Source organism: Pseudomonas sp. 3JA (assembly GCF_036961705.1).
Classification (GTDB): Bacteria; Pseudomonadota; Gammaproteobacteria; order Pseudomonadales; family Pseudomonadaceae; genus Aquipseudomonas; species Aquipseudomonas fluorescens_Q.
Genome location: NZ_JBAMDJ010000013.1, coordinates 69,153 through 96,143 on the forward strand (window position 1 = coordinate 69,153; position 26,991 = coordinate 96,143).

The 26,991-nt window shown below is 59.7% G+C and carries 30 protein-coding genes and 1 tRNA gene; 23 read left to right on the forward strand and 8 right to left on the reverse strand.

The features are described from left to right. Window positions 1–38 precede the first annotated feature (38 nt). Complete coding sequence (locus V7773_RS12610; RefSeq protein WP_063324605.1) at window positions 39–956, reverse strand: putative 2-dehydropantoate 2-reductase; 918 nt, start codon at window positions 954–956, stop codon at window positions 39–41. A gap of 142 nt (window positions 957–1,098) precedes the next feature. Between V7773_RS12610 and V7773_RS12615 the strand changes: the two genes are divergently transcribed. Both V7773_RS12615 and V7773_RS12620 read left to right on the forward strand, forming a co-directional pair. Then, window positions 1,099–1,584, forward strand: coding sequence for a YajQ family cyclic di-GMP-binding protein (locus V7773_RS12615; RefSeq protein ID WP_060740892.1), 486 nt, complete (start codon window positions 1,099–1,101; stop codon window positions 1,582–1,584). 154 nt (window positions 1,585–1,738) lie between these two features. Further along, a complete protein-coding gene (locus V7773_RS12620; protein ID WP_063324606.1) occupies window positions 1,739–2,581 on the forward strand; it encodes a mechanosensitive ion channel family protein in 843 nt (280 codons plus the stop codon). A gap of 170 nt (window positions 2,582–2,751) precedes the next feature. Here the strand turns inward: V7773_RS12620 and V7773_RS12625 are convergent, their stop codons facing one another. Then, window positions 2,752–4,005 (reverse strand): OprD family porin, encoded by a 1,254-nt coding sequence (locus tag V7773_RS12625; protein ID WP_063324607.1) that lies wholly within the window; start codon window positions 4,003–4,005, stop codon window positions 2,752–2,754. A gap of 888 nt (window positions 4,006–4,893) precedes the next feature. On the opposite strand from V7773_RS12625, the gene V7773_RS12630 reads away from it, so the two are divergent. Both V7773_RS12630 and V7773_RS12635 read left to right on the forward strand, forming a co-directional pair. Then, window positions 4,894–5,319 (forward strand): HIT family protein, encoded by a 426-nt coding sequence (locus V7773_RS12630; protein WP_092145111.1) that lies wholly within the window; start codon window positions 4,894–4,896, stop codon window positions 5,317–5,319. A gap of 3 nt (window positions 5,320–5,322) precedes the next feature. Then, the gene (locus V7773_RS12635) at window positions 5,323–5,529 is read left to right on the forward strand and encodes a SlyX family protein (RefSeq protein ID WP_003205050.1); all 207 of its coding nucleotides are present in this window, start codon (window positions 5,323–5,325) and stop codon (window positions 5,527–5,529) included. Between the two features lie 79 nt (window positions 5,530–5,608). Here the strand turns inward: V7773_RS12635 and V7773_RS12640 are convergent, their stop codons facing one another. Continuing rightward, window positions 5,609–6,214 carry a cold-shock protein gene (locus V7773_RS12640; RefSeq protein WP_003205048.1) on the reverse strand — a complete coding sequence of 202 codons (606 nt, stop codon included), beginning with the start codon at window positions 6,212–6,214 and terminating at the stop codon, window positions 5,609–5,611. A gap of 394 nt (window positions 6,215–6,608) precedes the next feature. Here V7773_RS12640 and V7773_RS12645 point away from each other — a divergent pair, with 394 nt between their 5' ends. The 19 genes from V7773_RS12645 (at window position 6,609) to V7773_RS12735 (ending at window position 21,406) form a co-directional block, all read left to right on the forward strand. After that, complete coding sequence (locus V7773_RS12645) at window positions 6,609–7,079, forward strand: Dps family protein (protein ID WP_063324610.1); 471 nt, start codon at window positions 6,609–6,611, stop codon at window positions 7,077–7,079. 301 nt (window positions 7,080–7,380) lie between these two features. Next, window positions 7,381–7,725 (forward strand): ribbon-helix-helix domain-containing protein, encoded by a 345-nt coding sequence (locus V7773_RS12650; protein ID WP_063324611.1) that lies wholly within the window; start codon window positions 7,381–7,383, stop codon window positions 7,723–7,725. A 148-nt stretch (window positions 7,726–7,873) separates the two neighbouring features. Next, entirely contained in the window at window positions 7,874–8,095 is a 222-nt protein-coding gene (locus V7773_RS12655) for an FmdB family zinc ribbon protein (protein ID WP_003178589.1), read from the forward strand. Window positions 8,096–8,170: 75 nt separating this feature from the next. After that, window positions 8,171–9,946: an aspartate--tRNA ligase gene (aspS, locus tag V7773_RS12660; protein ID WP_092145114.1), complete on the forward strand. Its 1,776-nt coding sequence runs from the start codon at window positions 8,171–8,173 to the stop codon at window positions 9,944–9,946. A gap of 120 nt (window positions 9,947–10,066) precedes the next feature. Further along, entirely contained in the window at window positions 10,067–10,813 is a 747-nt protein-coding gene (locus V7773_RS12665) for a YebC/PmpR family DNA-binding transcriptional regulator (RefSeq protein WP_018614256.1), read from the forward strand. A gap of 181 nt (window positions 10,814–10,994) precedes the next feature. Beyond that, window positions 10,995–11,519 carry a crossover junction endodeoxyribonuclease RuvC gene (gene ruvC / locus V7773_RS12670; protein WP_063324612.1) on the forward strand — a complete coding sequence of 175 codons (525 nt, stop codon included), beginning with the start codon at window positions 10,995–10,997 and terminating at the stop codon, window positions 11,517–11,519. A gap of 115 nt (window positions 11,520–11,634) precedes the next feature. Next, complete coding sequence (gene ruvA / locus V7773_RS12675) at window positions 11,635–12,243, forward strand: Holliday junction branch migration protein RuvA (RefSeq protein WP_058542614.1); 609 nt, start codon at window positions 11,635–11,637, stop codon at window positions 12,241–12,243. After that, the gene (gene ruvB, locus V7773_RS12680) at window positions 12,244–13,305 is read left to right on the forward strand and encodes a Holliday junction branch migration DNA helicase RuvB (RefSeq protein WP_003178599.1); all 1,062 of its coding nucleotides are present in this window, start codon (window positions 12,244–12,246) and stop codon (window positions 13,303–13,305) included. A 127-nt stretch (window positions 13,306–13,432) separates the two neighbouring features. Next, window positions 13,433–13,900: a tol-pal system-associated acyl-CoA thioesterase gene (gene ybgC, locus V7773_RS12685; protein WP_025215227.1), complete on the forward strand. Its 468-nt coding sequence runs from the start codon at window positions 13,433–13,435 to the stop codon at window positions 13,898–13,900. Next, window positions 13,890–14,585 (forward strand): protein TolQ, encoded by a 696-nt coding sequence (gene tolQ, locus V7773_RS12690; protein WP_014339916.1) that lies wholly within the window; start codon window positions 13,890–13,892, stop codon window positions 14,583–14,585. The genes ybgC and tolQ overlap by 11 nt, the downstream gene beginning before the upstream one ends. 23 nt (window positions 14,586–14,608) lie before the next feature. Beyond that, window positions 14,609–15,061, forward strand: a complete 453-nt coding sequence (gene tolR / locus V7773_RS12695) for a protein TolR (RefSeq protein WP_161798348.1) — start codon at window positions 14,609–14,611, stop codon at window positions 15,059–15,061. Further along, complete coding sequence (tolA, locus tag V7773_RS12700) at window positions 15,061–16,137, forward strand: cell envelope integrity protein TolA (RefSeq protein WP_336073661.1); 1,077 nt, start codon at window positions 15,061–15,063, stop codon at window positions 16,135–16,137. Before tolR ends, tolA begins: the two co-directional genes overlap by 1 nt. Next, window positions 16,134–17,435: a Tol-Pal system beta propeller repeat protein TolB gene (tolB, locus tag V7773_RS12705; protein WP_063324614.1), complete on the forward strand. Its 1,302-nt coding sequence runs from the start codon at window positions 16,134–16,136 to the stop codon at window positions 17,433–17,435. Before tolA ends, tolB begins: the two co-directional genes overlap by 4 nt. Before the next feature lie 52 nt (window positions 17,436–17,487). Further along, window positions 17,488–17,985: a peptidoglycan-associated lipoprotein Pal gene (pal, locus tag V7773_RS12710; protein WP_003178634.1), complete on the forward strand. Its 498-nt coding sequence runs from the start codon at window positions 17,488–17,490 to the stop codon at window positions 17,983–17,985. Window positions 17,986–17,991: 6 nt separating this feature from the next. Further along, window positions 17,992–18,831, forward strand: a complete 840-nt coding sequence (ybgF, locus tag V7773_RS12715; protein ID WP_336073676.1) for a tol-pal system protein YbgF — start codon at window positions 17,992–17,994, stop codon at window positions 18,829–18,831. 166 nt (window positions 18,832–18,997) lie between these two features. Next, the gene (queE, locus tag V7773_RS12720; protein WP_072348921.1) at window positions 18,998–19,645 is read left to right on the forward strand and encodes a 7-carboxy-7-deazaguanine synthase QueE; all 648 of its coding nucleotides are present in this window, start codon (window positions 18,998–19,000) and stop codon (window positions 19,643–19,645) included. 19 nt (window positions 19,646–19,664) lie between these two features. Beyond that, window positions 19,665–20,339, forward strand: coding sequence for a 7-cyano-7-deazaguanine synthase QueC (queC, locus tag V7773_RS12725; RefSeq protein WP_336073722.1), 675 nt, complete (start codon window positions 19,665–19,667; stop codon window positions 20,337–20,339). Window positions 20,340–20,402: 63 nt separating this feature from the next. Beyond that, a tRNA-Lys gene (locus tag V7773_RS12730) sits at window positions 20,403–20,478 on the forward strand. A 244-nt stretch (window positions 20,479–20,722) separates the two neighbouring features. Next, the gene (locus V7773_RS12735; RefSeq protein ID WP_336073679.1) at window positions 20,723–21,406 is read left to right on the forward strand and encodes a hypothetical protein; all 684 of its coding nucleotides are present in this window, start codon (window positions 20,723–20,725) and stop codon (window positions 21,404–21,406) included. Between the two features lie 5 nt (window positions 21,407–21,411). Here the strand turns inward: V7773_RS12735 and V7773_RS12740 are convergent, their stop codons facing one another. From V7773_RS12740 to V7773_RS12760, 5 genes are all read right to left on the reverse strand, one after another. Beyond that, the gene (locus V7773_RS12740) at window positions 21,412–22,599 is read right to left on the reverse strand and encodes a cyanate transporter (RefSeq protein WP_072348915.1); all 1,188 of its coding nucleotides are present in this window, start codon (window positions 22,597–22,599) and stop codon (window positions 21,412–21,414) included. 256 nt (window positions 22,600–22,855) lie between these two features. Continuing rightward, entirely contained in the window at window positions 22,856–23,767 is a 912-nt protein-coding gene (copD, locus tag V7773_RS12745) for a copper homeostasis membrane protein CopD (protein WP_336073682.1), read from the reverse strand. A 4-nt stretch (window positions 23,768–23,771) separates the two neighbouring features. Further along, window positions 23,772–24,158 carry a copper homeostasis periplasmic binding protein CopC gene (gene copC, locus V7773_RS12750; RefSeq protein ID WP_063324621.1) on the reverse strand — a complete coding sequence of 129 codons (387 nt, stop codon included), beginning with the start codon at window positions 24,156–24,158 and terminating at the stop codon, window positions 23,772–23,774. Between the two features lie 53 nt (window positions 24,159–24,211). Beyond that, window positions 24,212–25,132 carry a copper resistance protein B gene (locus V7773_RS12755; RefSeq protein ID WP_063324622.1) on the reverse strand — a complete coding sequence of 307 codons (921 nt, stop codon included), beginning with the start codon at window positions 25,130–25,132 and terminating at the stop codon, window positions 24,212–24,214. 10 nt (window positions 25,133–25,142) lie between these two features. Further along, complete coding sequence (locus tag V7773_RS12760; protein WP_336073685.1) at window positions 25,143–26,960, reverse strand: copper resistance system multicopper oxidase; 1,818 nt, start codon at window positions 26,958–26,960, stop codon at window positions 25,143–25,145. Between the last annotated feature and the right edge of the window lie 31 nt (window positions 26,961–26,991).

A 26,991-nucleotide genomic window follows, 5' to 3' on the forward strand; every position in this document is an offset into this window, starting at 1 on the left:
TCGCTAAAAAGGAATACGAGGGCCAGCGTAGCCGCTGCTCAGTCGCTGGGCAATCCGAGGTTGTGCAAGTGGACAATCAGTCGCTGTCGCAGTTGTTCCAGGTGCGGCACGCTCAGTTCATGGCGTTGGGCGACCTTGCAGGCATAACCGAGCAAGTAGCTGATTTCGGTGCGGCGCCGATTGGCGACATCCTGGTACATCGAGGAATAATTGGCGGCCGTGGCCTGGATCACCCGTTCGACTTCCGGCTGTAAATCTTCGGCCGCAGCGGGCTGGCCGCAGCGTTCGAGCAGGTCGGTGAGTTCTGCGCACAAGGTCGCCACTTCGCAGCGGTGTTCCTGCAAGCCGCCGTTCTTGCAGTGATGCAGCACGGTCAGCGGGTTGATTGCGCAATTGAGCGCCAGCTTGCGCCAGAGCCGGGTGAGGATGTCGGCGCTCCATTCGTGGGGAATGCCAGCGGCGGCCAAGTCGTCGAGCCAGAACGGCGCCACTGGGTGAGCCGGGTCGCCCAGCCAGGTGTAGCCGTGGCCGGCGAATACCACGCGCCAGTCACCGTCGCGGAACGCGCCTTCGGTGCTGGAGGCGCTGATGCAACGGGCTTGGGGCACACAATTGGCCACCGCGTCCTGGCTGCCGAGACCGTTCTGCAACAGGATAAGTTCCGATTCGGCGTCCAGGCGATGGGCCACCGAGGCCACGGCCGCTTCCGCGTCGTAGGCTTTGCAGGCCAATAGCAGGCGCCTGATCGGTTCTGGGTTGTCCGCCGTTTCGCCAGGTATCGGGTAGCTCTGCGCCTGGCCCTGTTCCATCAGCGTCAGGCCGCCGGCGCTTCGGTAGGCTTGCAGGCGGGCTTCGTTGCGCAGCACCAGCCGAACCGGCAACCCGGCCCGGGCCAGGCGCGTGGCCCACAACGTGCCGAGACTGCCGGCCCCCAGGACATGCCAGGTGGTCGACATCAGTTTTTTACTCGGATTGGCGCAGGCATCTGAGGGCTCGCAGTGTCGGCAGGAAAAGAGCCGTTATAATGAGCCCGATTTTAACCACAAGCCAAGCGCGCGCCGTTGATACTGGCGCGCCTTTTTATTTGGAGAACACTACATGCCGTCATTCGACGTGGTATCCGAACTGGACAAGCACGAAGTCACCAACGCGGTTGAAAACGCCGTCAAGGAACTCGACCGTCGTTATGACCTCAAGGGCAAGGGCAGTTTCGAGTTCAAGGAAAAAGACCTGACCGTGAACCTGACCGCCGAGGCCGAGTTCCAGCTCGAGGCGATGATCGAGATCCTCAAGCTGGCGCTGGTCAAGCGCAAGATCGACGTGCAGTGCCTCGAGGTCAAGGACGCCTATGCCTCGGGCAAGCTGATGAAGCAGGAAGCCGTGCTCAAGGAAGGCATCGACAAGGAACTGGCGAAGAAGATCGTCGCTCATATCAAGGACGCCAAGCTCAAGGTGCAAGCCGCCATCCAGGGCGAGCAGGTGCGAGTCACCGGCAAAAAGCGTGACGACTTGCAGGAAGCCATTGCGGCATTGCGCGGCAAGGAATTCGGCATGCCACTGCAATTCAATAATTTCCGCGATTGATACTTCAGTGACCCTGTGGCGAGGGAGCTTGCTCCCGCTTGGGTGCGAAGCGCCCACCTATAAGGGGCTGCTACGCAGCCAGCGGGAGCAAGCTCCCTCGCCACAATGAGTCTCTGCAGGTTTTTTAGTGGTAACAGGAATAAAGGAGAATTTGATGGACTTGAATGCTGAAGTGGACAACCTGGTCAAGGCTTCCCAGACCTGGATCCCCATGATCATGGAATACGGCAGCCGCGTGCTGCTGGCGGTCATCACCCTGGCCATCGGCTGGTGGTTGATCAACAAAGTCACGCAGAAACTGGGTGCGCTGCTGGCCCTGCGTAACGCTGACCTGGCGCTGCAAGGGTTCATCAGTACCCTGGCCAACATCATTCTGAAGATATTGTTGATCGTCAGCGTCGCTTCGATGATCGGTGTGGAAACCACTTCGTTCGTTGCCGCCATTGGTGCCGCCGGCCTGGCGATTGGCCTGGCCCTGCAAGGCAGCCTGGCGAACTTCGCGGGTGGCGTGTTGATCCTGCTGTTCCGTCCGTTCCGCATCGGTGACTGGATCGAAGCCCAAGGTGTGGCCGGTACGGTCGACAGCATCCAGATCTTCCACACCGTGTTGCGCACCGGTGACAACAAGACTGTCATTGTGCCCAACGGCAATCTCTCGAACGGCATCATTACCAACACCAACCGCCAGCCGACCCGCAAGGTGGTGTTCGATGTCGGCGTGGATTACCAGGCCGACCTGCAAAAAGCCCGGGAAGTGCTGCTGGACCTGGCCAAGGATGAGCGTGTGCTGGCGGATCCGGCGCCTGAAGCGGTGATTTCCACCTTGGGCGACAGTTCCATCACGGTGTCGCTGCGTATCTGGGTCAAGACCGCGGACTACTGGAGCGTGATGTTCATGCTTAATGAGCAGGCGCGGGATCGTTTGAAGGATGCCGGTATTGATATTCCGTTTCCACAGCGAGTGATTCGGGTGGTTCAGGAAGGAGCAGCGCAATAATGATTCGACTATAACTTGGCCTGGGGTCAGGTCAGGTTATGTTTAGTTAGCTTGCTATTTAAAAAGTTGTGCTAAAGCTTACATTGCAATGGATATAAAAAAACCGCTCACCTGATCCAGATGAGCGGTTTTTTGCTTGTTGCGGGTGTCGCTATCGAACTAGCACTGAATTACAAGATGCTCAGTGGGTATTCGATGATCAGACGGGTGTCATTGTTGTCGTTGCCGTTGATGGCGTTGTAGTCAGAGTTAGCACGGTAGAACGCAGCACGTACGCGGAAAGACAGGTCCTTGGCTGGACCGCTTTGCATAACGTACTTGGTTTCGAAGTCCCACTCGTGCTCTTTGCCTTCTGCGCCGCCAGTCTCGATGTTGTCACCGGTAACGTAACGAGTCATGAAGCTCAGGCCAGGAACGCCGTAGGTCTTCATGTTCAGGTCGTAGCGAGCCTGCCAGGAGCGCTCGTCCTGACCGTTGAAGTCGGAGTACTGGATGGAGTTGGCGAGGAAAATGGTACCGCCGCCGTCAACGCCATACACATAGCCGGTGTCACCGGAGGAGCGCTGGTGAGCCAGGGTGAACTTGTGGGCACCGATGGCATAGGCTGCTGCGAGGGACCAGATGCGGTTGTCAACGTCGCCGCTGAGCTTCTGGCCCTGATCCTGGCTGTCATAACCGTTGAAGTCGAAGTTCAGGGACTGATCTTCGTTGATCGGCAGGGTGTAGTTCAGGTTGATGTATTTCTTTTTGTAGTGATCTTCAACGTCGGAAGCCGCTACGCCTGCTACGAAATTGTCGGTGAACTGGTAGGTTGCGCCAACGATGTCAGCAGATTTCAGGCCAAGGCCGTCATCTCCCATGCCAGTTTGCGAGCTGATGGCGTTGAAATGACCTGCGCTCAACTCCAAGCCTTTGATTTCTTTGCTGGTGATCAGCGTACCCGTGGCAACTTCTGGCAGCAGACGGCTGTCGTCAGTCGAGAAAACCGGGCTGGTGGTGAACTGGTTACCGTATTTCAGGACGGTGTCGGACAGACGGAATTTAACCGCGCCGCCCACCTTCGATTGTGTGTCTTCCAGGTTGCCGTCGCTGTCACGAGCGAACAGACCGTTACCGGCACGACCGCTACCGCCATCAATGCGAACGGTGCCAAATGCGAAGCCATCAACGCCTACACCAACGGTACCTTGAGTGAAACCCGACTCGTAGATGGCACGAGCGGCAACACCAGACTCTTCACGATAACTTTGTGAAGTGCTTGGGTTGTTCTTGAAATCACGGTTCATGTACAGCGCACGGGTCAGAACAGTCAAGCTCTGATCTTCAATAAAACCCTTGGATTCTTCCTGGGAAGAGGCCATTGCGAACTGCGAGGTACTGGCCGATACAGCCAGTGCGATCATGCTCCACTTCATCACGCGCATCGTGATTTGCTCCTTTGGTTTTTAGAAGAGTACTGCCGTCCCACCTGTTTTTTTATCTGGGCGGCTCTTTCTTTTTGTGTCGGCGCAAACTTATATCACGTCGACATTCTTTGGCGATACTTGCCCATTCAACCTTTCAGCTTCTTTACGACCATGTCGCCAATGGCTCGATCCATGTCGCATTTCAGCTGGTCCGACGCAACCGTATCCACAACTTAATGTTGTTTTTTCTTTTCCGGCATCGGTGTAAAGAGTCCGTCATTACCGCGCTTGAAGCTCCTGTGGGCAGCCTTGCCACTTTAATTTGTATGTCGGCAGGTTCTCGCTTCCGGCGAGGCCTTTGGACAGTGCGGGGATGAATGCAACAAGCATGCTCAAACCCGAATTTCGTTTACATTTTTTTCACATTTCGCCGGTTGACGCGGTGAAACCTCATGAAACCGGGCGCCAAAGGCCTTGTTTTAAATAGGGTTGACTCGTGTGCGGCTCTCGTGTTTGACGCCGACAAACGCGGCGAGACAATCAAAAACGTTACCGGTTCACCCTACCCAGTGAGTAGATCACGGATGCTTTGTGCACTGAGCGTAGACGCACTGTGCTGTTTTGGTGCAAAAAATTTTCCGTCTGTACGAAAATCTTACAACGCCGAAGCCTTGCCTGGGCCCCTGGCACGATCCTGTCAGGACTGTGTGGTGCCGCTTGCGCTGTGTTGGTGCGTCAGCTTGCACAGGTTGATGCTGTGTGTTGAAAAAAACTTCGCAGGACGAGCATCAGGACGGTACACCGTGATCGATCCGGCGTTCGCGGGTATGCTGCGCATCTGAGTCCGATGCAGGCCCGTAGGCCGCCAAACCGGGCAGAACCGATAACGAGCGAGGAGTACACGCGGTGTTCGCTTTAGATCCACGACTGCAACAAGACACATTGCCCATCGGTGATTTCCCATTGTGCCGACTGCTCTTGTCCAACGATTCGAACTACCCGTGGTTCATCCTCGTACCGCGGCGGGAAGATATCAGCGAATTATTTCAATTGGATGACGTTGATCAACAACAGCTGTGGAAAGAAACCACGGCGTTGGCCGAAACCCTCAAGGATTCGTTCGATGCCGACAAGATGAACGTTGCAACCTTGGGTAACGTTGTCAGTCAACTGCACATGCACGTCATCGTGCGCAAACGGGATGACGCCGCCTGGCCCGCGCCGGTCTGGGGCAAGCACCCGGCCCAGCCTTATAATGCAGGGCAGGTCGCGGCCATTCGTGAACGGTTGCGAATGGCCTTGACCGATGATTTCAAGTTTCTGGAGGGCTGAACCATGAACCTTGAAGACCGCGTAACCGATCTGGAAAGCCGCCTGGCGTTTCAGGATGACACCATCCAGGCATTGAACGATGTGCTTGTGGAGCAGCAGCGGATCGTCGAGCGTCTGCAACTGCAGATGGCGGCGTTGCTCAAGCGCCAGGAAGAAATGGCCGGGCAGTTCGAGTCGTTCGAAGAAGAGGCGCCGCCTCCTCACTACTGACTGGGCCCGACTCTCGTTTGACGGGCAATAAAAAACCGCGAGCAGCCAGGCTGCATCGCGGTTTTTTTAGGGGCAGGGATCAGCGGCGCGGCAGCGCGGCGATCACATCTTCGGCCTGCAGGCCCTTGTCGCGGTTCATCACGGAGAACTCCACGCGCTGGCCTTCCACCAGGACGCGATGGCCTTCGCCACGAATGGCCCGGAAATGCACGAAAATGTCATCGCCGGAGTCGCGGGAGATGAAACCGAACCCTTTGGACGTATTGAACCACTTCACCGTGCCGGTATCGCGGTTGGACATGTCGTAGTTCTGCGCAGCGGCGGCCGGCGACGACTTCTTGTAGAAGCTGACGGCCAGGTGCAGTGCCACGGCGAGCAGTGCCGCACCCAGGCTGAACAGAATGGCCGGTTGACCGCCGATTTCCGGCATGGGTGCCAGCAGGGCCAGGGTTTGCAGGGCAACGGCCAGTACCAGCAGGGCGCTGACCAGGTTTTGCAGTTGGTGACGTGGACCTTTGTTCCAGTAAGGGATGACGGGTGCAAGGGTCAGGTTGAGCAGGCCGAAAAAGGCCAGGTACAGTGCATCGGGGTGTTGCAGGTAAGGTGTGGCTTCGGAACCCAGGCTAGGGATGAAGGACAGCAGCAGGGCAGCTGCGCCCATTAGCAAGTGGACGATTTTCAACATTTTGATTGGCTCACGGTTAAGACAGATCACAAGGAAGAGCGGGTCGGGGACGGTTCGCTTCGAAACAATGAGAGGCGTTGGACACGTACCCGAATCAGCCTATGCGCCACACCCGGGAAAATAAGCGTAGCGACACACTGCCTATTTAACAGTAAAGCTCGGGCCTTCTCAAACCCGTTACGGGCGCGCACCGCGCTGTTCGTCGGCCAGAAAAGACTCGCCGATGCTTGAAGGTGCCAGGCAAACGGCGTTGAATTCCTCGAGGTGTCGGAACCGCCCGCTGCCCCGGCTTGTCGGTTCAGGAGGGCTGGCGATCTGTCGCAGGCCATCGGCCGCCAAAACCACTAGAGTTTGGGGCGTTGTCGAATTCATCACCGTCAGGAGATCAACCAGCATGGCAATTGATATCGGTATCAGTGAAGAAGATCGCAAATCCATCGTCGACGGGCTTTCGCGCCTGCTGTCGGACACTTATGTGCTGTATCTCAAGACCCACAATTTCCACTGGAACGTCACGGGGCCGATGTTTCGCACCCTGCACCTGATGTTCGAGGAGCAATACAACGAGCTGGCCCTGGCGGTGGACCTGATTGCCGAGCGCATCCGCGCCCTGGGTTTCCCGGCTCCGGGGGCCTACTCGGTGTACGCGCGCCTGTCTTCTATTAAGGAAGAGGAAGGCGTGCCTGCCGCCGATGACATGATCCGGCAACTGGTCGAGGGCCAGGAAGCGGTGACGCGTACGGCCCGTGGCATCTTTCCTTTATTGGACAAGGTCAGTGATGAGCCCACCGCCGACCTGCTGACCCAGCGCATGCAAGTTCACGAAAAGACCGCGTGGATGCTGCGGGCGCTGTTGGAAAACTAATAGGGCGCGCGTTGTATGTCGTGGCGAGGGAGCTTGCTCCCGCTGGGTTGCGAAGCGACCCCCATACCAGACGCTGATTCTTTGGAGGCTGGAAGATTTTGCGCCTGCTGCGCAGCCGAACGGGAGCAAGCTCCCTCGCCACAGGTGTAGGACGACGTAATTCGTCGCCTGCCTGCTGTTGGCTTGTCCTACGCCCATGGTCATAAAGTCGTCTGGAACTGGCGATGCCGTTGAGCTTCCATAGAGCCACAGGTGGATTGTTCCAACTGAGAGGCTCGTATGGCAAAGGAGTGTCAACGGTATGATTCAAGGAAAGGAACCGGAGGAGGGGGTGCGTGGACGCTTTCAGTCCATCAGCGTCGATCCGTTCGTCAGGGGGTTCGATATGCAACTGGTGCGTCCCCTGGCCCGATCCATTCGTCTGAACGGGTTCGCCACCTGTCTGCGGCTGGAGCAGGTCTATTGGGATATCCTCGGCGACATGGCCCAGCTCAACAGCTGTTCCATCAGTACGTTGCTGTCCCATGTCGACAGAGAGGTGCACCTGCGCCATGGCGGGGTACGCAATTTCAGCGCGCTGGTGCGTGTTGTATGCGTGGTGCATGGTTTGAAGGAAACCGTGTCGCAGGTGGCGGACTGTCATTGACGGGTAGCTGCCCTGTCGATGACTGAGTCGGACTGCAAACGGCCTGTGCGGTCTTACGGCTGCACAGGCCGCATTTAATGGATATAATCCCGCTCTTTGCCGCAAAGCCCAGCCTTTGCGCGAGTAACCTGATCGCCGAGACAACCCCATGCCGATGTACGACTATCAATGTGCTTCCTGTGGTCATCAGATGGAAGCCATTCAAAAGATCAGCGCGGCACCGCTGGTCGACTGCCCTGCCTGCCAGGCGCCAGAACTGAAAAAGATGCTGTCCATGCCTGGTTTCCGCCTCGGCGGCACAGGCTGGTATGAAACCGACTTCAAGACCGGCGCCAAGAAGAATTTGGCCGGTGGCGACAAAGCTGATTGAGTTGAACACGCGCGAGTGCTTGCACGGGCAGGTCCTCCAACCGAATTTCGAATTACGAGAAGTGAAACCACTACCATGATGCGCAGCCATTATTGCGGCCAACTGAACGAAAGCCTGGAAGGTCAGGAAGTTACTCTTTGCGGATGGGTCCATCGTCGCCGTGACCATGGCGGGGTGATTTTCCTCGATATCCGTGATCGTGAAGGCCTGGCCCAGGTGGTGTTCGATCCGGACCGCGCTGACACCTTCGCCACCGCCGACCGCGTGCGCAGTGAATACGTGGTCAAGATCACCGGCAAGGTGCGCCTGCGTCCGGCCGGTGCCGGCAACGCCAACATGGCGTCGGGCATGATCGAAGTGCTGGGTTACGAGCTGGAAGTGCTCAACGAATCGGAAACCCCGCCGTTCCCACTCAACGAATACTCCGACGTGGGCGAAGAAACCCGCCTGCGCTACCGCTTCATCGACCTGCGTCGCCCGGAGATGGCCGAGAAGCTGCGCCTGCGTTCGCGCATGACCACCAGCATCCGTCGTTACCTGGACGAGAACGGCTTCCTCGATGTCGAGACGCCGATCCTGACCCGCGCCACGCCGGAAGGCGCCCGCGACTACCTGGTGCCGAGCCGTACCCACCCCGGCAGCTTCTTCGCCTTGCCGCAATCGCCACAGCTGTTCAAGCAACTGCTGATGGTGGCCGGGTTCGATCGCTACTACCAGATCGCCAAGTGCTTCCGCGACGAAGACCTGCGTGCCGACCGTCAGCCTGAGTTCACTCAGATCGACATCGAGACCAGCTTCCTCGACGAAAAAGACATCATGGGCCTGACCGAAGGCATGATTCGCAACCTGTTCAAGGAAGTGCTGGGCCTGGAATTCGGCGAGTTCCCGCACATGACCTTCGAAGAGGCCATGCGCCGCTACGGTTCCGACAAGCCGGACCTGCGTAACCCGCTGGAACTGGTGGATGTGGCTGACCAGCTCAAGGAAGTCGAGTTCAAGGTGTTCAGCGGTCCGGCCAACGACCCGAAATGCCGTATCGCGGCCCTGCGCGTTCCTGGCGGGGCCAGCATGCCGCGCAAGCAGATCGACGACTACACCAAGTTCGTCGGCATCTACGGTGCCAAGGGCCTGGCCTACATCAAGGTCAACGAGCGCGCCGCGGGTGTTGATGGCCTGCAATCGCCGATCGTGAAAAACATCCCTGAAGCCAACCTCAATGTGATCCTCGATCGCGTGGGCGCGGTTGACGGCGACATCGTGTTCTTCGGCGCCGACAAGGCCAAGATCGTCAGCGAAGCCTTGGGCGCGCTGCGCATCAAGCTGGGTCACGACCTGAAGCTGCTGACTTGCGAGTGGGCGCCAATGTGGGTCGTTGACTTCCCGATGTTCGAAGAAAACGACGACGGCAGTTTCTCGGCGCTGCACCACCCGTTCACCGCGCCGAAGTGCTCGCCACAAGAGTTGGAGGCCAACCCGGCCACCGCACTGTCGCGCGCTTACGACATGGTCCTGAACGGCACCGAGCTGGGTGGCGGTTCGATCCGTATCCATCGCAAGGAAATGCAACAGGCAGTGTTCCGCCTGCTGGGCATCGACGAAGCCGAGCAGGAAGAGAAGTTCGGCTTCCTGCTCGACGCCCTGAAGTACGGTGCACCGCCCCACGGTGGCCTGGCCTTCGGCCTGGACCGCCTGGTGATGCTGATGACCGGCGCCCAGTCGATTCGTGAAGTGATCGCGTTCCCGAAAACCCAGAGCGCGGCCGATGTCATGACCCAGGCGCCGGGTGTGGTGGATGCCAAGGCATTGCGCGAGTTGCACATTCGTCTGCGTGAACAGCCAAAGGCTGAGTAAGGCTGGCACCTGAGAGGGCGCATCTTCGGATGCGCCTTTTCATTGGGGTCGATATTTCTGATTGCCGGCCACTGCGTACGCGCAGGGCGGGCAATGTTCCAAAGAGAAACGGAGCGAGTTATGGCAGGTCATTCCAAGTGGGCGAACATCAAGCACCGCAAAGAACGTCAGGATGCCAAGAGAGGCAAGATCTTCACCAAGTGGATCCGTGAACTGACGGTCGCGGCCCGCCAGGGTGGCGGCGACCCCGGTTCCAACCCGCGCTTGCGCCTGGCCCTGGACAAGGCGCTGGGTGCCAACATGAGCCGCGACATCATCGACCGGGCCATCGCCCGTGGCGCGGGTGCGACCGAGGCCGACAACGTTGAAGAGCTGACCTACGAAGGTTATGGCCCGGGCGGCGTGGCGGTGATGGTCGAATGCATGACCGACAACCGCAACCGTACTGCCGCCGCCGTGCGTCACGCGTTCAGCAAATGCGGTGGCAACCTGGGCACCGACGGCTCGGTGGCCTATCTGTTCGAGCGCAAGGGGCAGATCAGCTTCGCGCCGGGCCTCGATGAAGATGCCCTGACGGAAGCGGCCCTGGAGGCTGACGCCGATGACGTGGTCAGTCATGAAGACGGTTCGTTCGACGTGTTCACGTCGTTCGCCAGCTTCTATGCCGTGCGCAACGCCCTGGAGGCGGCCGGCTTCAAGCCCGCCGACGCAGAGATCGTCATGCAGCCGACCACAAGTGCCGAACTGGACCTGGAAGGGGCCGAGAAGGTGCTCAAGCTGATCGACATGCTGGAAGACCTGGATGACGTGCAGAACGTTTATTCCAATGCCGATATTCCGGAGTCGGTGGCTGAACAGCTGGGCTGACGGGCACTCAAGGCTTGTTTGAAATCATTGTGGCGAGGGAGCTTGCTCCCGCTGGAGTGCGAAGCGCTCCCAAAAAGGTCTGCTGCGCAGCCCAGCGGGAGCAAGCTCCCTCGCCACGGATCCACTGCAAGCCCTTGATGAGCTGTATCCTCTTGTAACCGCATTACCTTTCGCAGGCGCTATGACTTTAATCCTTGGTATCGACCCTGGTTCGCGCATCACCGGCTACGGTGTGGTTCGCGATACCGGGCGCGGCTGCGTGTACGTCGCGTCCGGTTGCATCCGCACCGGGGCGGGTGAACTGCACGAGCGCTTGCAGATCGTTTATCGCGGCGTTCGCGAAGTTATCCAGACCTACGGCCCGGTGACCATGGGCATCGAAAAGGTTTTCATGGCGCGCAACGCCGACTCGGCCTTGAAACTGGGGCAGGCCCGGGGCGCGGCAATCGTTGCTGGCGCCGAGGAAAACCTGGAGATCGCCGAGTACACCGCGACCCAGGTCAAGCAGGCGGTCGTCGGAACCGGGGCGGCGAACAAGGAGCAGGTGCAAATGATGGTGATGCACCTGTTGAAACTGGTCAGCAAGCCGCAGATCGATGCCTCGGACGCCCTGGCCATTGCCATTTGCCATGCCCATACCCGTTCCAGCCTGTTGCCTCACGGCCTGGGAACCGCACGCAGTCGTGGCGGGCGCCTGCGTCTCTGATAGCATCAGCGCAATCTTTCGTGAGCCCGAGCATCTTGCGCCTGTGTCGTCGGCCTTCCTGCCCGGGCTGTTACTCGCCAGCCGGCAGGCTGGCCAACACCCAAGGATCTGAAACGTGATTGGACGCTTGCGCGGCACCCTGGCTGAAAAACAGCCGCCGCACCTGATTCTGGATGTAAACGGCCTGGGCTATGAGCTGGAAGTGCCCATGACCACGCTGTATCGCTTGCCGTCGGTCGGCGAGCCGCTGACCCTGCACACCCATTTGGTCGTGCGCGAGGATGCGCAGTTACTCTATGGCTTCGTCGGCAAGCGCGAGCGGGATTTCTTCCGCGAACTGATCCGTCTCAATGGCGTCGGCCCGAAACTGGCCCTGGCCTTGATGTCGAGCCTGGAAGTCGATGAATTGGTGCGTTGTGTGCAGTCCCAGGACACCTCGGCCCTGACCAAGGTGCCGGGTGTGGGCAAGAAAACCGCCGAGCGCCTGCTGGTCGAACTCAAGGACCGCTTCAAGGCCTGGGAGGCGGTGCCGGCGATGTTCGCCCTGGTGCCGAACCAGCCGGATGCGCCTGCGCCTGCGGTCAGCGCCGAAAACGATGCAGTCACCGCGCTGATCTCCCTGGGCTACAAGCCGCAGGAAGCCAGCAAGGCGATTTCCGCTATCAAGGAAAAAGGCCTGAGCACTGAAGACATGATTCGTCGTGCCCTGAAGGGAATGATTTAAGTGATTGAAGCTGACCGCCTGATCGCCGCCACGGGCGCGCCCCGTGACCGCGAGGAAATCCAGGACCGCGCGATTCGTCCTGTCAGCCTGGCCGACTACATCGGTCAACCGACCGTGCGCGAGCAGATGGAGTTGTTCATCCAGGCCGCCCGTGGGCGCAGCGAGTCGCTGGACCACACTTTGATCTTCGGCCCGCCGGGCCTGGGCAAGACCACCCTGGCCAACATCATTGCCCAGGAAATGGGCGTCTCGATCAAGAGCACGTCCGGGCCGGTCCTCGAGCGGCCGGGTGACCTGGCGGCGCTGCTGACCAACCTTGAGCCCCATGATGTGCTGTTCATCGACGAAATCCATCGGCTGTCGCCGATCGTCGAGGAAGTGCTGTACCCGGCCATGGAAGACTTCCAGCTCGACATCATGATCGGCGAAGGGCCGGCGGCACGCTCCATCAAGTTGGACCTGCCGCCCTTCACCCTGGTGGGCGCTACCACTCGCGCAGGCATGCTGACCAACCCGTTGCGCGACCGCTTCGGTATCGTCCAGCGCCTGGAGTTCTACAACAACGCCGACCTGGCGACGATTGTCAGCCGCTCGGCGGGCATCCTCGGGTTGCCGCTGGACCCGGACGGTGCGTATGAGATCGCCCGGCGTGCCCGGGGCACGCCGCGGATCGCCAACCGCCTGCTGCGCAGGGTGCGGGATTTTGCCGAAGTCCGGGCCAAGGGCCACATCACCAAGCCGATTGCCGACCTGGCGTTGAACCTGCTGGACATCGACGAGCGTGGTTTCGACCACCAGGACCGGCGCCTGCTGCTGACCATGATCGAGAAGTTCGACGGTGGCCCGGTGGGCGTGGACAGCCTGGCGGCGGCCATCAGCGAAGAGCGCCACACCATTGAAGATGTGCTGGAACCGTACCTGATCCAACAGGGCTACATCATGCGCACGCCTCGTGGGCGCGTGGTGACCCGCCATGCTTATCTGCACTTTGGCTTAAACATCCCGACACGAATGGGCGAGATGCCGGTGGTAGACGAATTCCTCGATGCCGTGGACGATTGAACGAGCTCTGTACGCCGACTTTTTTCCAGTTCGTGCTGTCCCAGACGACGCCTGGAGCGTCAATGCGTTCGAGAATGAAAAAACAGTTGCCTGGCCGATTGGCAACCTGAGGAGTAAGCACTAGAGTATGCGCGCGCAAAACGGGCTGGAGTCGTTCGCACATCGCTGTCGCGTTTATTACGAGGACACCGATGCTGGCGGCATCGTCTACTACGTCAATTACCTCAAGTTTATGGAACGGGCTCGAACCGAACGGCTGCGGGAACTGGGTTTTGCCCAATCCGCGCTGGCAGGGGAGGACCTGTTATTCGTCGTGCATTCCAGCGAAGCGCGCTACCACGCGCCGGCGCGACTGGACGACGAGTTGCTGGTAAGTGCCGATGTCATCGAATTGAACCGTGTCAGCCTGCGTTTCAAGCAGCAGGTCAGGCGGGCTACGGATAACGTGCTGCTCTGTGAAGGGCAGTTTTTGGTGGCCTGTGTGCGCACCCATAGTTTGAAACCCCGGGCCATTCCCGAAGCTCTACGCGCGGCCTTTGCCGGCGTGAGCGGCGCGGGTACACACTCAGAGCAGGAGATAAAGCGTGGAAGCTAACGTCGTCGACCATTCCTCCATGTGGAGCCTGGTCAGCAATGCCAGCGTCGTGGTGCAACTGGTAATGCTGACCCTGGTAGCCGCATCGGTGACCTCATGGATCATGATCTTTCAGCGCAGCAACATGCTGCGCGCCGGTCGTCGTGCCCTGGAGAGCTTCGAGGAGCGTTTCTGGTCCGGCATCGACCTGTCCAAGCTCTATCGCCAGGCCGGTAGCAACCCTGACCCGGACTCGGGCGTCGAGCAGATCTTCCGTGCCGGCTTCAAGGAGTTCTCTCGCCTGCGCCAGCAGCCGGGCGTCGACCCTGAGGCGGTGATGGAAGGTGTGGCCCGTGCCATGCGCGTCGCCATTTCCCGCGAGGAAGAGAAGCTCGAACAGGGCCTGTCGTTCCTGGCCACCGTTGGTTCGGTCAGCCCGTACATCGGTCTGTTCGGTACCGTGTGGGGGATCATGAACTCCTTCCGTGGCCTGGCTTCCGCCCAGCAAGCGACCCTCGCCACCGTGGCCCCGGGTATCGCCGAGGCACTGATCGCCACCGCCATCGGTCTGTTCGCGGCCATCCCGGCCGTTATCGCCTACAACCGCTTCGCTGCCCGCAGCGAAATGCTGACCGGCCGTTACTACACCTTCGCCGATGAATTCCAGGCGATCCTGCACCGTAAAGTGCACACCAGCGAAGAATAAGCAGGTATTTCCCAATGGCTTTAATCGCTCGAGCCCGAAAAAAGCGCAAGCCGGTCGCCGAGATGAACGTGGTGCCCTACATCGACGTGATGTTGGTGCTGCTGGTCATCTTCATGGTGACCGCGCCGATGCTCAATCAGGGCGTGAAGGTCGATCTGCCCAAGGTTTCCAGCGAAGCCTTGCCGCAGGACAACAACACCCAGGTCCTGACCATTTCGATCAAGGCTGACAAGACCTACTACTGGAACCTTGGCAGCGAAGTGGACACCGAGAAGCAGCAGGACCGGGCCATGACGTTGCCGCAGATGACCGATGCGGTGACCAAGATCATTCGTGTCGGCAACGATGCCGGCAAGCGCACGCAAGTCTTCATTCGCGGCGACAAGACCGTCGACTACGGTGCCGTGATGGGGGCCATGGGCGGCCTGCAGAAAGCCGGGGTCGGTAATGTTGGCTTGATCACTGAGGCGCCCTGATGCAGCAACAGCGAGAGCCGTCCGCCTCGGAAAGCTACTTCTGGCCCAGTGTCCTGGCCATCGGCCTGCATGTGCTGGTGTTCGGCATGCTGTTCGTCAGTTTTGCCATGACTCCGGAGTTGCCACCGGCCAAGCCGATCGTGCAGGCGACGTTGTACCAGCTCAAGTCGAAAAGCCAGGCGACGACCCAGACGAACCAGAAGCTTGCCGGTGAGGCGAAGAAGTCCGCCGCGCGCCAGACTGAAGTCGAGCAAATGGAACAGAAGAAGGTCGAGCAGGAAGCGATAAAGGCCGCGGAACAAAAGAAAGAGGAAACGGCTCAAAAGGCCGAGGAAGCCAAGAAGGCCGATGAGGCGAAAAAAGCGGACGAGGCGAAAAAGGCTGACGAAGCCAAGAAAGCCGACGAAGCGAAGAAAGCCGAGGCCAAAAAGGCAGAAGAGAAACAATTGGCTGATATAGCCAAGAAGAAAGCCGAAGAAGAAGCCAAGAAAGCCGCTGAAGAAGAGGCCAAGAAAGCGGCCGCTGAAGAAGCGAAGAAAAAGATCGTCGAGGACGCGAAGAAAAAAGCCGCCGAAGACGCCAAGAAGAAAGCTGAAGCTGAAGAGGCGAAAAAGAAAGTCGCCGAAGACGCGAAGAAGAAAGCCGCCGCCGACGCCGCCAAGAAAAAGGCCCAGGACGCAGCGCGTAAATCCGCCGAAGACAAAAAGGCCCAGGCCTTGGCAGATTTGCTTTCCGACACGCCGGAGCGCCAGCAGGCATTGGCTGATGAGCAGGGCGATGAAGTCGCCGGCAGCTACGATGACTTGATTCGCGCACGAGCGGCAGAAGGCTGGGCTCGTCCACCTTCGGCGCGCAAAGGCATGACGGTCGTATTGCAAATCGGCATGTTGCCCGACGGTACGGTTACCTCGGTCAGCGTCGCCAAGTCCAGTGGTGACGGTCCGTTCGACGCTTCGGCGGTCGCAGCGGTCAAGAACATTGGGCGATTGACGGAAATGCAAGGAATGAAACCGAGCGACTTTGCTCCCTATCGTTCATTCAAGATGACATTCACACCTGAGGATCTAGCCTTGTGAGAAACCTTCTTCGATCAATGCTGGTCGTTATCTGCTGCCTGGCAGGGATAGCGGTAGCAGAGGAAAAGAACATCCTGGTCACCAGCGGCAGCGACCGGGCGACCCCGATTGCCGTCGTACCGTTCGGCTGGCAGGGCGGTAACGTCCTGCCGGACGACATGGCGGAAATCATCGGCAACGACCTGCGCAACTCGGGTTACTACGCGCCGATTCCGAAGCAGAACATGATCAGCCTGCCAACCCAGGCCAGCGAAGTCATCTACCGTGACTGGAAGGCCCTGGGCGCCCAGTACATCATGGTCGGCAGCATCGTTCCGGCTGGCGGTCGCCTGCAGGTGCAGTACGCCCTGTTCAACGTCGCCACCGAACAGCAAGTGCTGACCGGCAGCGTGTCGGGCAGCGTCGATCAATTGCGTGACATGGCGCACTACATCGCCGACCAGTCGTTCGAGAAACTTACCGGCATCAAGGGCGCGTTCTCCACTCGCATGCTCTACGTGACGGCCGAGCGCTTCTCCGAGAACAACACCCGCTACACCCTGCAGCGCTCCGACTATGACGGCGCCCGTGCGGTGACACTGCTGCAATCGCGCGAGCCGATCCTGTCGCCGCGCTTCGCCCCCGATGGCAAGCGCATCGCCTATGTCTCGTTCGAGCAGAAGCGTCCGCGCATTTTCGTGCAGCACATCGACACCGGTCGTCGTGAGCAGATCACCAACTTCGAAGGCCTGAACGGTGCGCCAGCCTGGTCGCCGGACGGCTCGCGGCTGGCGTTCGTACTGTCCAAGGACGGTAACCCGGACATTTATGTGATGAACCTGGCTTCGCGTTCGATCTCCCGCGTCACCAATGGCCCGGGCATCAACACCGAACCGTTCTGGGGCAAGGATGGCTCGACCATCTACTTCACCTCCGACCGTGGCGGCAAGCCACAGATCTACAAGACCAGTGCGGGTGGCGGCGGTGCCGAACGCGTGACGTTCGTCGGTAACTACAACGCCAACCCGAAGCTGTCGGCAGATGAAAAGACCCTGGTGATGATCCATCGCCAGGATGGTTTCACTAATTTCAAGGTGGCGGCCCAGGATTTGCAGCGCGGTAGCGTAAAAATCCTCACTGATAGCACTCTGGACGAGTCACCCACTGTTGCGCCCAACGGCACCATGGTAATCTACGCCACCCGCCAGCAGGGCCGGGGAGTCTTGATGCTCGTGTCCATTAATGGACGCGTGAGGCTCCCGCTTCCTACCGCTCAAGGCGAAGTCAGAGAACCGTCCTGGTCCCCTTACCTGAACTGACGCGGCGCTATACGTTTTACTTAACACACTGGGGTTCATTAGGAGTTTCACGATGGAAATGCTGAAGTTTGGTAAATTTGCTGCGCTGGCTCTGGCCATGGCTGTAGCTGTAGGTTGCTCGTCCAAAGGCGGCGACAATGCCGGTGAAGGCGCTGTTGATCCAAACGCTGGTTACGGCGCTAACACCGGTGCAGTTGACGGCTCCCTGAGCGAAGAAGCTGCTCTGCGCGCAATCACCACCTTCTACTTCGAATACGACAGCTCGGACCTGAAGCCAGAAGCCATGCGCGCTCTGGACGTTCACGCCAAGGACCTGAAAGCAAACGGCGCTCGCGTTGTTCTGGAAGGCAACACCGACGAACGTGGTACTCGTGAGTACAACATGGCACTGGGCGAGCGTCGTGCGAAAGCCGTTCAGCGCTACCTGGTACTGCAAGGTGTTTCCCCAGCTCAGCTGGAACTGGTTTCCTACGGCGAAGAGCGTCCAGTTGCTACCGGCAACGACGAGCAGTCCTGGGCTCAAAACCGTCGCGTCGAACTGCGTAAGTAATTCGTCATGCGAACGTGCCGTCGTGCTGTAACTGTTCTGGCTCTCAGCCTTGCGCCGCTTGCGGCGTGGGCTGCGGTTCCTGTGGTCGATAACGATGCCGGCTATAACAATAGCGGGAGTAGCTATCCGCCTGCGGGTTACGGTACGAACGGCGCCTATGCCGGGGGAGGGGTTTCGGCCCCTGTCTCGGCACAGGGCCAGCTGTTCAACCAACTGCAGCAAATGCAGGATCAGATCTCGCGCCAACAGGGTGTGATCGAAGAACTGCAAAATGATATTTCGCGCATGAAGCAGGAAAACCTGGAGCGATACCAGGATCTTGATCGGCGCATAGGAACCGGCGTTGCACCTGCACCTGCCGCGACTCCTGAGAATTCTCCTGCCGGTGGCGACTTGAACGCCCCCGGCGCAGCCGCAGGCGCGGGGGCAGGCGCTCCCGCAGCACCTGCCGCCGGTGGCGAGCCGGCTGATCCGGCGAAGGAAAAGCTCTATTACGATGCTGCCTTCGACTTGATCAAGGCCAAGGATTTCGACAAGGCCAGCCAGGCTTTTGCCGCTTTCCTGCGCAAATACCCAAACAGTCAGTACGCGGGCAATGCCCAATACTGGTTGGGCGAAGTGAACCTGGCCAAAGGCGACCTGCAAGGTGCCGGCCAGGCATTCGCCAAGGTTTCGCAACTGTATCCCAAGCACGCCAAGGTGCCGGATTCGCTGTACAAGCTGGCTGATGTAGAGCGCCGCCTCGGTCACACCGACAAGGTAAAAGGCATTCTGCAGCAGGTGGTGGCCCAATTTCCGGGGACATCCGCCGCCCAGTTGGCCCAGCGTGATCTGCAACGCATGTAAGCTGGCTTGACCTGTTTTGAAGAAACCCGCGCCTGTCGCGGGTTTTTTCGTTAGAATTCACGCCCTTTTTATGAAACACGCTTTTTGGGATCTGCGCGTTGGCGGGGTTCCTTGAAGTGCCTGACGGAGGCGGACAGCCTGTTTAGCTGTTACGCCCGTGGCGACTATGCAAGACACATTGAGAATCACCGAAGTTTTTCACTCGTTGCAGGGTGAAACGCGGACGGCTGGGCTGCCCACAGTATTTGTGCGCCTCACCGGTTGCCCGTTGCGTTGCCAATACTGCGACAGTGCCTACGCGTTCAGCGGCGGCACTGTGCGAACCCTCGACGATATCCTGGAGCAAGTGGCCAGTTATCGTCCGCGTTATGTCTGTGTCACGGGCGGCGAGCCCTTGGCGCAACCCAACGCCATCCCCTTGCTCAAGCAGTTGTGTGATGCCGGTTACGAGGTTTCCCTGGAAACCAGCGGCGCCTTGGATATCTCGGCTGTCGACCCGCGCGTCAGTCGCGTCGTGGACCTGAAGACTCCAGGCTCCAAGGAAGCGCACCGTAACCGTTACGAGAATATCGAGTTGCTGACCCCCAACGATCAGGTCAAATTCGTGATCTGTTCACGGGAAGATTACGACTGGGCCGTGTCCAAGCTGATCCAGTACGGGCTCGACCAACGGGCCGGCGAAGTGTTGTTGTCGCCGAGCCATCACGATTTGAGCGCTCGGGACCTGGCGGACTGGGTGGTGGCGGATAACCTGCCGGTGCGCCTGCAACTGCAGCTGCATAAATATCTTTGGAACGACGAGCCGGGGCGCTGATATGACTGAACATTCGAACATTGCCGAAAAACGTGCGGTCATCCTGTTGTCCGGCGGCCTGGATTCGGCCACCGTCGTGGCCATGGCCCGTGCCGAGGGTTACCGCTGCTACACCATGAGTTTCGATTATGGTCAGCGCCACCGCGCAGAACTGCACGCGGCCGAGCGAGTGGTCCGGGACCTGGGCGTGGTGGAACACAAAGTGATCGGCCTGAACCTCAACGGCATGGGTGGCTCGGCCTTGACCGACAGCTCCATCGACGTGCCGGAGGCGCCTAGCGAAGGCATCCCGGTGACCTATGTGCCGGCGCGTAACACCGTATTCCTGTCCTTGGCATTGGGCTGGGCCGAAGTGCTGGGCGCCCGTGATATTTTCATCGGCGTCAATGCTGTGGATTACTCCGGTTACCCGGATTGCCGCCCGGAGTTCGTCGAAGCCTTCGAGCGCATGGCGAACCTGGCGACCAAGGCCGGTGTAGAAGGGCAGGGTTTCCGCATCCAGGCACCGTTGCAGAATCTCAGCAAGGCCGACATCGTCAAGGCCGGTGTGAAGCTTGGCGTGGACTACGGGCTCACTGTTTCCTGCTATCAGGCCGACGATCAGGGCCGTGCTTGCGGCAAGTGCGACAGCTGCCGCCTGCGCGCGGAAGGCTTTGCCGCGGCGGGTGTGAGCGATCCAACCCGTTATTTTTGATTTATTTCAAATTAGGTGTTGAATAGTCCTTAGAAATCAGTATTATACGCGCCACCACACAGCGGGTCGTTAGCTCAGTTGGTAGAGCAGTTGGCTTTTAACCAATTGGTCGTAGGTTCGAATCCCACACGACCCACCATTTTTTGCAGTTTTAAAAGTCTGGAAGGCCCACGAAAGTGAGGATTTCCGGATTTTTTTTTGCCTGCGAGAAAGTGGCCGGACGAATCCCGAATATGGCCGGTGTGGCACCAGTCCTTGGGGATTACACCACTGACCCTGGAAAATATGGCCTCAGCTCCTAGACTGTTGAAGCCCGCTCCTTGTTCAAGCGCAGCGTGCACCTCGTGATAAGGCGCGAGAGGTTCGATCAAGGAGGATTCGACATGAAGCTGCGAATTACCCAGTTTGCTCCATTCGATCAGGGCAAGGATATCAAGGCTGATATCAAGGGCGGATGGTGTGCCGGGGTAACCGCCACGGTCGGCATTGCCGTGGGCTCCTATGACGTGGAAGGGCAACCCGATTTTGGGCACTGGGTCGAACATGTCGCTTTTGTAAAAGCCAAGGCGGCGTTGCTGAAGATCAATTCCAACCTCAACACGGCCGAAACGCTGCAGGCCGTCCTGGGCCGATACCAGCAAACCCGTGACGTCTGCGGTGAGCTGCATAAATCCCAGTTTGAAGTGCGAGGCTGTAAAGTTCTCCTGAGCTTGTCGGGATGGTTTCCAGTGCTGGGTTATGCGTCCTACTTGAAAAACTCCAAATGGCTGACCAACCATATTGGCTACATCATCCGAGGCGGGGACAAGCTGGTGTTGTTCGACCCCAATTACGGTATCGGTTTGTTCACCATTGAAGATGCGCTGCCGCTGAACCTGAACGAGCTGACCAAGGCGATCGGTATCCTCGCCTGGAAGAGTGGCCTATCCAGTTACCTGCTGTCCTACACGGCAGCGACTTCCGTTGTTGACGAAGATCCCTTGCAACTGCGCTTCTCGAACGATACCAACGAGAAAATCCGAGCCTTGGGAGAGTACAGCAGTCGTTTTTTTCCCGGGACAAAGTAGGAGCGTTAGCGGATATGTCGCCCATAACCCTTTGGGTCAAACCGCAATACCATCACCATCATCAACGCCATGACCGCCGTGAGCGACCACCAGGCCCACTCAAAACTCCCCAACTGGTCGCGGATCATCCCGGCAATCAATGGCGAGAGGCCGGCGATGAGATAGCCGACACCCTGCACGAACGCGGTAAGGCCACCGGCCCGGCGTGGGTTGTCCAGGTGGTCGAGGGATACGATCAGGCTCATGGGGAATAGGCCGCCGATACCCAGCCCCAGCAGGCAGGCCCAGAGCAGGCTGAAGCGTTCCGGACTGAGGATCAGGCCGCAGAAGCCGCCGATGATCAGGGCCAGCAGGACGCTCAGGACCAGGCGTTTATCCCGGCTGCGGTTGGCAATAGCCGGAGTGACCAGGCCGGATAACACTTCCATTGCCGTGAGGAACCCCAGCAGCAGGCCAGCGTGCTGTTCGCTCCAGCCCTTTTCCACGTAGTACGGCGCCAGCCAGGCCAGCACGCAGGTGTAGGAAGCAGTGCCCAGGCCAAAGAAAATCGCCAGGAGCCAGGCCCGGGCGTTGCGGGAAAACGCTTCGTGATGCCGGGACGCTGCTTCGGGCAAGGGCGTGATGTTCGAACGCTGGGCGTACCAGCAGCCCAGGGCGACCAGCGCCAACAATGCCCAGATCGCCAGGCCGACGCGCCAACTGCCGGTCTGCGTCAGGACAAAGGGTGAAAACGATGCGGCAATCGCCGCCCCGCCCATGATGGAGGTGACGTACAAGCCCATGAACAGCGAGACGTTGTCGGCGAAGCGTGACTTGATCAGTGCCGGCATCACCGCCTGGATCAAGGCGATCCCAAGCCCGGCGACGATCGCACTGGCGATCAACCCGGCGGCGCTGTCCAGGTACAAGCGCGAGGCCGTGGCGACGCCAATGATCAACAGCGACAGCACGATGGTGCGGTGTTCTCCGATGCGTAGGGCGATGCGCATGCCCAGGAACATCGCCAGGCCCATCGCCATGACGGGCAACATGGTCAGCAGCGAGGCGGTACTGAAACTCAAGGGCACCTCGCCGCGAATGGCCGACAACAAGGGCCCGACCGCCGCCATTGAGGGTCGCAGGTTCAGCGCCACCAAGACGATGCTGACCATCAGCCAGATGGCGTGGGTGGTTGAGGTTCGAATGTTTTCCATGGAGCCGCCTTTGCTGGACAAAAGGGCATTTAGGCTGGGGCGGCCTGTCATGGGCAAACTGAAAACTGGCAGGGGGTATTGAAAAATTAAATACGGCACGCAATCAGTGAAGGGATCAGAGTTTTTGTGTGGCGAGGGAGCTTGCTCCCGCTGGGGCGCGTAGCGGCCCCTTGCGGTGTGTCAGGCAAACCAGGGGGCTGCTTCGCAACCCAGCGGGAGCAAGCTCCCTCGCCACACAATAGTCGTTCACAACCTCCTATTCCATCGCCGGGCTCAGCGTCCCCAGCCACGCCACCAATCCCAGAATGATCACCGCCACACAGAACTCCAGCACCATGCTGCGCCGCAGGGCATTCACCGCAACGCCGTGCTCGCCGGTCTGTCGGGCCTGTTCCAGCAATGGGCTCAGATGAAAGCGGTTCAGCGCGGCGAACACCAACATGGCCGCGAACAAGATCAGCTTGAGCGCCAGTAACTGACCATAAGTGCTGTCCAGCAGCCCTTCGACATTCGGGCCGACGATAAACAGATAATTCACCACCCCCGTCACGCTGATGACCACCACGATCACCGCCCCGGCGGTTTCAAACCCGGTCAACGTCCGGGCCAGTACCGCCAGCCGAGGTTCGGCCTGGCGCAGCATCAAGGCAAACGCGGCCAAGGCCCCGACCCAGCCACCCGCCGCCCACAGGTGCAGGAAGTCGGTGATGAAGTGCCAGTTGCGGCGCTCACCTTCGTCCATGGCGCCATGCCCGGCCCAGGCCAGCGTCGCCAACGCGACGGCGCCGCCCAGCATGACCAGCCATAGGCTGAGGGTCGGCCAACGTCCATTGAGCGTCGCGGCGACACCGGCCAACAGCAGCGCCGCTATCCGCAGTGTCCAACTCAAGCCGACGTCGGTCTCCAACACCATCATTTCAATGTGCGGCCACAGTTCGGCCCAGTCTGAAACACCGCTCATGGCCCAGGCCATGCACGCCATGGCGGCGAAGGACAGCAGTCCGCCCAGCACCGCCGTGGTCACTAGCAGCGGTGTGAAAGGCAACTGCGCGCCCGACGCCCGCTCCTGGCCTCGCAGGCTATAGAGCCCGAACGCGGCCAGGCCGAACAACAACATCAGATCCAAATACAGGGCAAACCGCAGGGCGATGTTGATCGAGTCGCTCATCAACTCACTTCACCTTGAACGTGACGTTACCGGTGATCGGGTGAGTGTCGGACGACACCGCGCGCCACTGGACCTGATAGGTGCCGGCGCTGAGGGGACCATTCGGGACAATGACCATGGTTTTCGGGTCATCGCTGCCGGAGACCTTGGCTGGCATGGGCATGGGCGAATGCGCCGCCATGCCGGGCATCTCGGTCATCATCAGCTTGGCACCGGAAAACTTGGTCATCAGGTTTTCGGAAAAGTGCAGCTCGATCTTTGCCGGTGCCGCACCCTCGGCGCCCTCGGCGGGGGTAGAGGAGAGCAGCTTCGGATGGGCCTGGGCCAAGCCGCTGATCAACAGGCCAGTGGACAGGGCGACAACAGCAACAGCGTTTTTGAGCAATGACATGCAAGGACTCCTACAACGTGGTTTTTTAATTTTGGGTGAAACAGCTCAGCGGGTCAGAACCACATGCGCAGCCCCAATACCAGGCGGGCTTCGCTGCGATCTTCACCTTCTGCGCGGGCGTAGTCGGCGGTGTTGCCGTAGGTCCGGTTCCAGGTGACGCCAACGTATGGCGCGAATTCGCGGCGTATTTCATAACGTAGCCGTACGCCGAGTTCGGTGTCCGACAGCCCCGAGCCGACACCGCGGGCGGGGTCGTTCTTGCCATAGAAGTTGACCTCGGCGGTGGGCTGCAGGATCAACCGATTGGTCAGCAGGATGTCGTAGTCGCCTTCCAGCCGCGCCGCGCTCTGGCCACCTTCGCCGATGAACGCGGTGGCTTCGGCTTCGAAGTTGTACAGCGCCATGCCTTGCACGCCGAAGGCGGCCCAGGTTTGCGCATCGCCCGGCTTGAAGTCCTGGCGTACGCCGGCCACCAGGTCCCACCAAGGACTGATGGCGTGGCCCCACAGGGCCTGAAGTTCCGCCTCGTCGGTCTTGCCGTTGAGGCGTTCACCTTCGGAGCGCAGCCACAAACGGTCGATGTCGCCACCGATCCAGCCGGAGGCATCCCAGCTCAGGGCGCTGCCGTCATCGGCGTCTTGCCACTCCAGCTGGTCGATGAGGAAAAACGAATTGATTGCGCTGTCATGCACCGCGTGTCCGCCATGATCCTCGTAGACGGCGGCGCGATCGGCGGCTGTCAGTTCCGGGATCGGCGTGCGGCTGGTGGTCGGCGCTGATTGCATGGGCTCCATGCCCTGCATCGAGTCCATGCCTTGCATTGAATCCATACCTTGCATCTGGCTATGGTCCATCCCGGGCATCTGGCTGTGATCCATGCCTTGCATGTCGTTGCCCGCCGCCCAGGCCGAGGTGGTGGCGCCGAGGGTGAGGCTGGCAATGAGTGCCATGGGGTATTGAAAAAAAGTGGTCATGGTCGGCTCCTCATTCCTGCACCCGAACTTCACGGAACATCCCCATCTCCATGTGAAACAGTAGATGACAGTGGTACGCCCAGCGCCCGAGGGCATCGGCGGTGACGCGGTAGCTGCGCTTGGCGCCCGGTGGCACGTCGATGGTGTGCTTGCGCACCATGAACTGGCCGTTCTCGTCCTCCAGATCGCTCCACATGCCGTGCAGGTGGATGGGGTGGGTCATCATGGTGTCGTTGATCAGCACGATGCGCAGTCGCTCGCCGTACTTGAGCAGCAGCGGCGCGGCGTCGGAAAATTTCACGCCGTTGAACGACCAGACGAATTTCTCCATGTGCCCGGTCAGGTGCAGCTCGATCGTACGGCCCGGCTCGCGACCGTCGGGGTCGGGGAAGGTGCTGCGCAGGTCCGAGTAGGTCAGCACTTTGCGGCCGTTGTCGCGCAGCCCCATGCCCGGGTCGTCGAGCTTGGGCTTGACGCTCATGGCCTGCATGTCGACCAGGGGGTTGTCTTTCTCGGTGTCGGGGTGCGACAGCATGCCGTCCATGCCTTGCATGGCACCGTGATCCATACCGGCCATGTCGCCCATCCCCTGCATCTGGCTATGATCCATGCCTTGCATCTGGCTGTCGTCCATCCCGGCCATGCCCTGCATCGAGCCGTGGTCCATGCCGCTCATTTGCCCCATGTCGCCCATGCTGCCGTGGTCCATGCCACCCATGCCCATGTCGTCCATGGTCACCAGTGGCCGCGGGTCCAGGGGCGGCACCGGTGCCGACAACCCGGCCCTGGCCGCGAGAGTGCCGCGGGCATAGCCGGTGCGGTCCATGGACTGGGCGAACAGGGTGTAGGCCTCCTGGGTCGGTTCGACGATGACGTCATAGGTTTCGGCCACGGCGATCCGAAACTCATCGACACTCACCGGTTTGACGTATTGGCCGTCGGACGCCACCACCGTCATCTTCAAGCCGGGAATGCGCACGTCGAAATAGCTCATGGCCGAGCCGTTGATAAAGCGCAGGCGAAGACGCTCGCCAGGCTTGAACAGGCCGGTCCAGTTCATGTCCGGCGCCTGGCCGTTCATGAGGTAGGTGTAGGTGGTGCCACTGACATCGGCCAGGTCAGTGGGGTTCATCTTCATCTCGGCCCACATCTTGCGATCGGCCACAGTGCTGGCCCAGCCGTTCTTGCCCACATCGTCAATGAAGTCGCCGACGGTGCGTTTGTTGTAGTTGTAGTAGTCCGACTGTTTCTTGAGCTTGCGAAGGATGTTGCCGGGGTCTTCATCGGTCCAGTCGGTGAGCATCACCACATAGTCCCGTTCGTACTGGAAGGGCTCCGGTTCCCTGGCGTCGATCACCAGCGGGCCGTAGACCCCGGATTGTTCCTGGAAGCCAGAATGGCTGTGGTACCAGTAGGTGCCGTTTTGCCGGACCTTGAACTGATACACGTACATGCCGTCGGGTTCGATGCCTTTGAAACTCAACCCCGGAACACCGTCCATGTTGGCTGGCAGCAGGATGCCGTGCCAGTGGATGGAGGTTGTCTCCTTCAAGCGATTGCGCACCCGCAGGGTGACGGTGTCGCCTTCACGCCAGCGCAGCAGCGGGCCGGGAATGCCGCCGTTGATGGTCTGGGCGGTACGTGGGTTGCCGGTGAAGTTGACCGGGCTTTCGCCGATGAACAGATCGAACTCGGTGCCGCTCAGGACGTTGGGTTGGCCAGGGCTGGTGACCGCCCAGACAGGCGCGCGCCACAAGCCCAGGCCACCGAGGATGCCGCCGGCAGTCAGGCCCTTTACGAAGGTTCGCCGGGAAGTTTTTGTTTGCATGCGATGGAAGTCCGTCAGTCGATTCGCAGCG